This window comes from Monashia sp. HAY1-2A (assembly GCF_056755315.1).
Genome location: NZ_JBNDHY010000202.1, coordinates 1 through 6,840, shown reverse-complemented (window position 1 = coordinate 6,840; position 6,840 = coordinate 1). Strand labels below are relative to the sequence as shown.

8 protein-coding genes are annotated in these 6,840 nt (G+C 72.9%); 7 read left to right on the top strand and 1 reads right to left on the bottom strand.

The window, feature by feature from the left end; translation table 11 throughout:
• The 4 genes from ACPYOM_RS20170 to pdxS form a co-directional block, all read left to right on the top strand.
• On the top strand, nucleotides 1-838 hold an 838-nt coding region (locus ACPYOM_RS20170; protein WP_481347310.1), incomplete at its 5' end, for a phosphatidylinositol mannoside acyltransferase.
• Nucleotides 835-2,007 (top strand): glycosyltransferase family 4 protein, encoded by a 1,173-nt coding sequence (locus ACPYOM_RS20165; RefSeq protein WP_481343161.1) that lies wholly within the window; start codon nucleotides 835-837, stop codon nucleotides 2,005-2,007. The genes ACPYOM_RS20170 and ACPYOM_RS20165, both read left to right, overlap by 4 nt.
• Complete coding sequence (locus tag ACPYOM_RS20160; protein WP_481347309.1) at nucleotides 2,004-2,552, top strand: LemA family protein; 549 nt, start codon at nucleotides 2,004-2,006, stop codon at nucleotides 2,550-2,552. The genes ACPYOM_RS20165 and ACPYOM_RS20160 overlap by 4 nt, the downstream gene beginning before the upstream one ends.
• 127 nt (nucleotides 2,553-2,679) lie before the next feature.
• Entirely contained in the window at nucleotides 2,680-3,615 is a 936-nt protein-coding gene (gene pdxS, locus ACPYOM_RS20155) for a pyridoxal 5'-phosphate synthase lyase subunit PdxS (RefSeq protein ID WP_481343163.1), read from the top strand.
• 134 nt (nucleotides 3,616-3,749) lie between these two features.
• On the opposite strand, the gene kynU is transcribed toward pdxS, so the two are convergent.
• Nucleotides 3,750-5,000 carry a kynureninase gene (gene kynU, locus ACPYOM_RS20150; RefSeq protein ID WP_481347308.1) on the bottom strand — a complete coding sequence of 417 codons (1,251 nt, stop codon included), beginning with the start codon at nucleotides 4,998-5,000 and terminating at the stop codon, nucleotides 3,750-3,752.
• Nucleotides 5,001-5,120: 120 nt separating this feature from the next.
• Between kynU and pdxT the strand changes: the two genes are divergently transcribed.
• The 3 genes from pdxT to ACPYOM_RS20135 all read left to right on the top strand — a co-directional run.
• Complete coding sequence (gene pdxT / locus ACPYOM_RS20145) at nucleotides 5,121-5,726, top strand: pyridoxal 5'-phosphate synthase glutaminase subunit PdxT (protein ID WP_481347307.1); 606 nt, start codon at nucleotides 5,121-5,123, stop codon at nucleotides 5,724-5,726.
• Nucleotides 5,727-5,747: 21 nt separating this feature from the next.
• Complete coding sequence (locus tag ACPYOM_RS20140; RefSeq protein ID WP_481347306.1) at nucleotides 5,748-6,506, top strand: YebC/PmpR family DNA-binding transcriptional regulator; 759 nt, start codon at nucleotides 5,748-5,750, stop codon at nucleotides 6,504-6,506.
• A 169-nt stretch (nucleotides 6,507-6,675) separates the two neighbouring features.
• A partial coding sequence (locus ACPYOM_RS20135; RefSeq protein WP_481347311.1) for a crossover junction endodeoxyribonuclease RuvC occupies nucleotides 6,676-6,840 on the top strand: 165 nt, incomplete at its 3' end.

Sequence of the window (6,840 nt, the reverse complement as noted above, 5' to 3'; positions counted from 1 at the left end):
GTCCGAGGCCGAGCTGGACGAGCTCGTGCACGCGGGCATGCGCTCCTACATGCGCTACTACTGCGAGGCCTTCCGCCTGCCCTCGCTGAGCCGCGAGCAGGTGGACCGCGCGGTCGTGACGCGCGGGGCCGACGAGGTCGCCGAGCTCTCGGCCCGGGGGGAGGCCGTCGTCGTGTTCGTCGGCCACCTCGGCAACTTCGACCTCGCGGCGGCGTGGTCGGCCGGCAACCTCATGCCGGTCACGACGGTCGCCGAGCGCCTGAAGCCGGAGGAGGTGTACCAGGAGTTCGTCGCCTTCCGCCGCAGCATCGGGATGGACATCCTTCCGCTGACCGGTGGCGACGACCCGTTCCGGGGCCTGCTCGCGGCCGCCCGGGGTGGGGGTCGCATCATCGCCCTCGCCTCCGATCGCGACCTCACGAACGGTGGTGTCGAGGTCGACCTGCTCGGCCACCGGGCACGCATGGCCAAGGGCCCCGCCGTGCTGTCCCTCATGACCGGCGCCCCGCTCTACGCCGCCCGCCTCTGGTACGAGCCGGTACCTCGGGGGGAGGGCCTCGGCGGCCACCGGACCGTCATCGAGTTCAGCGAGCGGCTCGTGCCGCGCGTCCAGGGCACGACGGGCGCACGCGCCGCCGACCTCGTCCAGCAGTGCGCCGACCACCTCGCTGTCACCATCCGTGAGCACACGTCGAGCTGGCACATGCTGCAACGGGTCTTCGTCGACGACCTGGACCCGGCCCGCACCCCGGCTCCGTCCGCCCTGTCGCCCTCCGCGGCCGTCCCCGCTCCCGCCGCGAGCCGTGCCTCCACAGCACAGGGCCGGAGCCCCTCGTGAGGGTCGGCATCGTCTGCCCGTACTCCTTCGACCTGCCGGGCGGGGTCCAGTTCCACGTCCGCGACCTCGCCGAGCACCTCATCGGCCTCGGCCACGAGGTGTCCGTCCTCGCGCCTGCCGACAGCGAGACCGCCCTGCCGGACTACGTGACGTCGGCCGGGCGAGCCACGGCGGTCCGGTACAACGGCTCGGTGGCCCGGCTCAACTTCGGCCCGGTGACGGCGACCAAGGTCGGCAGGTGGCTCGAGCAGGGGGAGTTCGACGTCCTGCACCTGCACGAGCCCGTGACGCCGAGCATCAGCGTCCTCGCGCTCTTCGCGGCCGAGGGCCCGATCGTCGCGACGTTCCACACCTCGATGGTCCGCTCACGCACGATGCAGACCGCCTACCCGATCGTCCGGCCGAGCCTGGAGAAGATCGCGGGACGCATCGCCGTGAGCGAGGACGCCCGCCGCACGGTCACGACGCACGTCGGCGGGGACGCCGTCGTCATCCCGAACGGCGTCTACGTCGAGCGCTTCGCGGCCGCGCCGAGGCGCAGCGCCTGGATCGGCACGCCGACGGCGCCGACGATCGCCTTCCTCGGCCGGATGGGTGAGCCACGCAAGGGGCTGCCGGTCCTCGCCGCGGCCCTGCCCGACGTCCTGCGGGCCGTGCCGGGCCTGCGCGTCCTCGTCGCCGGTCCCGGCGACCCCGAGGACGTCACCGAGGGGTGGCCACCGGAGGTCGTCGCCGCGTGCGAGTTCCTCGGCGCCGTCTCCGACGACGAGAAGGCCTCCCTGCTGGCGTCGGTCGACGTCTACGTCGCCCCGAACACCGGGGGCGAGAGCTTCGGCATCATCCTCATCGAGGCGATGTCCGCGGGCGCCTGCGTCCTCGCCAGCGACCTCGGCGCCTTCTCCCGCGTGCTCGACGGTGGCGAGGCCGGCGCGATGTTCGCCAACGAGGACCCGGCCGACCTCGCCCGCGTCCTCGTCGGGCTGCTCCGCGACCCGGCCCGACGCCGCACCCTCGCCGAGGCCGGCCGCCTCCGCGCCCGCCTGTTCGACTGGTCGGTCGTCGCCGACCGCATCCTCGCGGTCTACGAGACGGTCATCGAGGGCCGCGCTGCGGCGCGGTTCGAGCCGCCCGCCCGCTGGAGCCGCTTCCTGCCGGGGAGGACCCGGTGAGCGAGCTGCTGACGTGGGTCTTCGCGGTCCTGTTCGTCCTCGTCGTCATCGCCTGGTACCTGTCGTACACGGCGGCCCGTCTCGACCGGCTCCACGTCCGCCTCAGCGGCACCCTGGCCGCCCTCGACGCGCGGCTCGTGCGGCGCGCCGAGGCGGCGGTTGAGCTGGCCAATAGCGGGCTGCTCGACGTCGCGACGGCGCTCATCGTCGCCGACGCGGCGGGCGACTCTCTCGAGGCGCCGGTCGAGCACGGCGAGGAGCGCGAGCAGGCCGAGAGCGACCTCACCGAGGCGCTCGGGCTCGCCCTCGCCCCGGAGGTCGTGGCCGACCTGCGCGAGGACCCGGTGGGGCGCGACGTCGTCGAACGCGTCACGTCGGCGTGCACGCGGGTGCAGCTGGCGCGGCGGTTCCACAACGACGCGGTGACCGACGTCCGCCGGGTGCGGCGGACGTGGACCGTGCGGGTGTTCCACCTGGCGGGTCACACCCCGATGCCGCACACCATCGAGTTCGACGACGAGGTTCCCGCGCTCGTCGTCGACTGATCGGCGTCCCGACGCGCGCCCAGCGCACGGACCCGGTCGGGACCACCGCGCGCGGGGCCCTACCCTTGGAGGCGAGGGGCTCGTGACCTCCCACGGGCCACCCGCGACACAGCGAAAGCAGGACATCGTGAGCACGACCCAGACGCCCGGCGGCGCGGCCGCGGCCGACCGGCACGCCGGCACGAGCACCGGCACCACTCGCGTCAAGCGCGGCATGGCCGAGATGCTCAAGGGCGGCGTCATCATGGACGTCGTCACGCCCGAACAGGCCAAGATCGCCGAGGACGCCGGCGCCGTGGCCGTCATGGCCCTCGAGCGGGTCCCGGCCGACATCCGTGCCCAGGGCGGCGTCTCTCGCATGAGCGACCCCGACATGATCGACGGCATCATCGAGGCCGTCTCGATCCCGGTCATGGCCAAGGCCCGCATCGGCCACTTCGTCGAGGCCCAGGTGCTCCAGAGCCTCGGGGTCGACTACGTCGACGAGTCGGAGGTCCTGACCCCGGCCGACTACGCCAACCACATCGACAAGTGGCAGTTCACCGTGCCCTTCGTCTGCGGCGCCACCAACCTGGGCGAGGCCCTGCGCCGCATCACCGAGGGTGCGGCCATGATCCGCTCCAAGGGCGAGGCCGGTACCGGCGACGTCTCCAACGCGACGACGCACATGCGCCAGATCCGCCAGGAGATCCGCCGCCTGCAGAGCCTGCCGGAGGACGAGCTCTACGTGGCCGCCAAGGAGCTGCAGGCACCGTACGACCTCGTCAAGGAGATCGCCGAGACCGGCAAGCTGCCCGTCGTCCTCTTCACGGCCGGTGGCATCGCCACCCCGGCCGACGCGGCGATGATGATGCAGCTCGGCGCGGAGGGCGTCTTCGTCGGCTCCGGCATCTTCAAGTCCGGCAACCCGGCGCAGCGCGCCGAGGCGATCGTCAAGGCCACGACCTTCCACGACGACCCCGACGTCATCGCCAAGGTCTCCCGCGGCCTCGGCGAGGCCATGGTGGGCATCAACGTCGACGAGATCCCGCAGCCGCACCGGCTCGCCGAGCGCGGTTGGTGACCCAGCCCGCTGCGATCGCACGACCGGCGGACGCCGTCGCACCCGTGGGTGCGGCGGCGTCCGCCGTTCCGGCACCGGCTGGGCGCGCCGTCACGGCCCCGCGAAGCCCGCACGGCCATGGCCCGTGAGAGGCCTCAGGTGACCGCGCCGCGCTCGGCGAACTCCGGGCGCTCGAACTCGCGGCCCTCGACGACGTCGCGGACGTGCTCCGCGGCCCTCACCGCGTCGACGTGCGTCACGTAGAGCGGCGCGAACCCGAGCCGCACGATGTCGGGCTCGCGGAAGTCACCGATGACGCCGCGGGCGATGAGCGCCTGCACGACGGCGAAGGCCTGCGGGTGGTGCAGCGAGACCTGGGACCCGCGACGCTCCGGCGGGCGCGGCGTCGCGAGGGGCAGGTCCACGCCGAGCGCCCCGAGAGCGTCGAGGAAGGTGGCCGTCACCGACAGCGACGCGGCGCGGACGTCGGCGGGGGACAGGCCGTCGTAGGCCGTCAGGGCCGCCTCCAGGGCGAGGACGGACAGCAGCGGCGGGGTGCCGACCCGGGCTCGGGTGATGCCGGCGTGCGGCTCGTAGTCCGAGCTCATGTCGAAGGGCCGCGCGTGCCCCTGCCAGCCGGCCAGCGGCTGGTCGAACCGGTCCTGGTGCCGGGCCGCGACGTAGATGAACGCCGGAGCCCCGGGGCCGCCGTTGAGATACTTGTAGCCGCAGCCGACGGCCAGGTCGATGCCGTTCGCGTCGAGGTCGACGTCGACGACGCCCGCCGAGTGGCACAGGTCCCAGCAGACGAGCGCACCATCCTCGTGCGCGACGTCGGTCAGGGGGCGAAGGTCCCACAGCTCACCGGTGCGGTAGTCGACGCTCGAGTAGGCGGCGAGGGCGAGGGCGTCACCCACTTCGCGGACGGCGGCGACCGCGTCGCGCGGCGACACCCGTCGCACCTCGAGGCCGCAGAGGCGGGCGGCTGCCTCGGTCATGTAGAGGTCGGTCGGGAACGAGTCGGGGTCGGTGAGCACGACGGTGCGGCCCGGCCGCAGTCGTGCCGCGCCCACGACGGCCTTGAACAGGTTGACCGACGTCGAGTCGGTGACGACGACCTGGCCCGGTGCCGCCCCGACGATGCGCCCCACCGCGTCGCCGACGCGGGTCTGCGCGCCCCACCAGTCGGCCTCGTTCCAGGACCGGATGAGTCGCTCGCCCCACTGGCGGCGCACGACGTCCTCGAGGACCGGTCCGACGGCGCGCGGCAGGGCCCCGAGCGAGTTGCCGTCGAGGTAGATGACGCCCTCCGGCAGGTCGAAGAGGTCACGGGTTCCCGCCAGGGGCGACGCGGCGTCCGCGGCCTCGGCGGCGGACAGGAGGGTGTCGAGAGCGCTGAGGGTCATGGCCGCAACGTATCCCGGTCGGCCCGGCGCGCGTCAGGACCGGTCCGTCACCGACTGTCTCGGGTCCCAGACGCCGGGCCGGTGTGACCCGCAGGGAGCGCGCGGCATACCCTCGCCCTCATGGCAGCACCCCGCATCGGCGTCCTCGCCGTCCAGGGCGACGTCCGCGAGCACGCCGCAGCCCTCACCGACCTCGGCGCCGACGTCACCCTGGTCCGGCGTCCCGGCGAGGTCGACCGGCTCGACGGGCTCGTCGTGCCCGGCGGCGAGTCGACCACCATGGACAAGCTCGTCCGCGCCTTCGACCTCCAGGAACCGCTGCGACGGCGCATCGCCGAGGGACTCCCCGTGTTCGGGTCGTGCGCCGGCATGATCATGCTCGCCGACCGCATCGCCGACGGACGCCCGGACCAGCAGACCCTCGGCGGCCTCGACGTCACCGTGCGCCGCAACGCCTTCGGCCGGCAGGTCGACTCCTTCGAGCAGGACCTCGAGTTCGCCGGCCTAGACGGCACGGTGCACGCCGTCTTCATCCGCGCTCCGTGGGTCGAGACGGCGGGGGAGGCCGTCGAGGTGCTCGCGCGAGTCAGCGACGGGCCGGCCGCCGGTAGGATCGTCGCGGTTCGGCAGGGGAACCTCATGGCGACCTCCTTCCATCCCGAGGTCGGGGGAGACCGCCGCATCCACGCCGAGTTCGTCAAGATCGTCACGCAGCACTGCGAGTAGACCGGAACGCGAGGACACTGCATGAGCGGCCACTCCAAATGGGCCACCACGAAGCACAAGAAGGCTGCCATCGACGCCAAGCGCGGCAAGCTCTTCGCCAAGCTCATCAAGAACATCGAGGTCGCGGCCAAGCAGGGCGGCGGTGACCCCGCCGGCAACCCGACGCTCTACGATGCGATCCAGAAGGCGAAGAAGACCTCGGTCCCGAACGACAACATCGACCGCGCCGTCAAGCGTGGCTCGGGTGCCGAGGCCGGCGGGTCCGACTGGCAGACGATCATGTACGAGGGCTACGCCCCCAACGGCGTCGCGCTCCTCATCGAGTGCCTCACCGACAACCGCAACCGTGCGGCTGCCGAGGTCCGCACGGCCCTGACCCGCAACGGCGGCCAGCTGGCCGACCCGGGCTCGGTCGCCTACGTCTTCAACCGCAAGGGCGTCGTCATCGTGCCCAAGGACGGCACGTCCGAGGACCACATCCTGGAGGTCGTCCTCGAGGCGGGTGCCGAAGAGGTCAACGACAACGGCGACACCTGGGAGATCGTGTCCGACGCAAGCGACTTCGTCGCCGTCCGCCGGGCCGTCCAGGAGGCCGGCATCGACTACGACTCCGCCGAGGCATCCTTCGTGCCCAACCTGCAGGTGCCCCTCGACCTCGACGGCGCGAAGAAGATGATCCGCGTCATCGACGCCCTCGAGGACAGCGACGACGTCCAGAACGTCTACGCCAACGGCGACATCCCCGACGACGTGCTCGCGGAGCTCGACGCCGAGGAGTGAGCCCACGCCGGACGGCGTCGTCCGAGCGCAGACGAGGAGGCACGTCGGTGACCGGCGTGCCTCCTCGTCGCCGGCGGACCGGGCGGTTAGCGTTTGTCCCGAACACCTGTTCGGATCGGCCGCCGGTTCGAACCGCCCGACCGACCCGACGACCGCCCCAGGAGGTGCCGTGCGCGTCCTCGCCGTGGACCCCGGCCTGACCCGCTGCGGCGTCGGCGTCGTCGACGGGTCTCCCGGGCGGCGGCTCGCGCTCGTCGAGGTCGGCGTGATCCGCACCCCGTCCGGCGACCCGACGCCCCGCCGCCTGGTCGCCGTCGAGGACGAGATGCGGCAC

What these genes read in the sequence shown, in the direction of transcription:
- kynU (WP_481347308.1), bottom strand. Translation starts at nt 5,000, where the DNA reads ATGACCCTCAGCGCTCTCGACACCCTCCTGTCCGCCGCCGAGGCCGCG.
- pdxT (WP_481347307.1), top strand. Translation starts at nt 5,121, where the DNA reads ATGGCAGCACCCCGCATCGGCGTCCTCGCCGTCCAGGGCGACGTCCGC.
- ACPYOM_RS20140 (WP_481347306.1), top strand. Translation starts at nt 5,748, where the DNA reads ATGAGCGGCCACTCCAAATGGGCCACCACGAAGCACAAGAAGGCTGCC.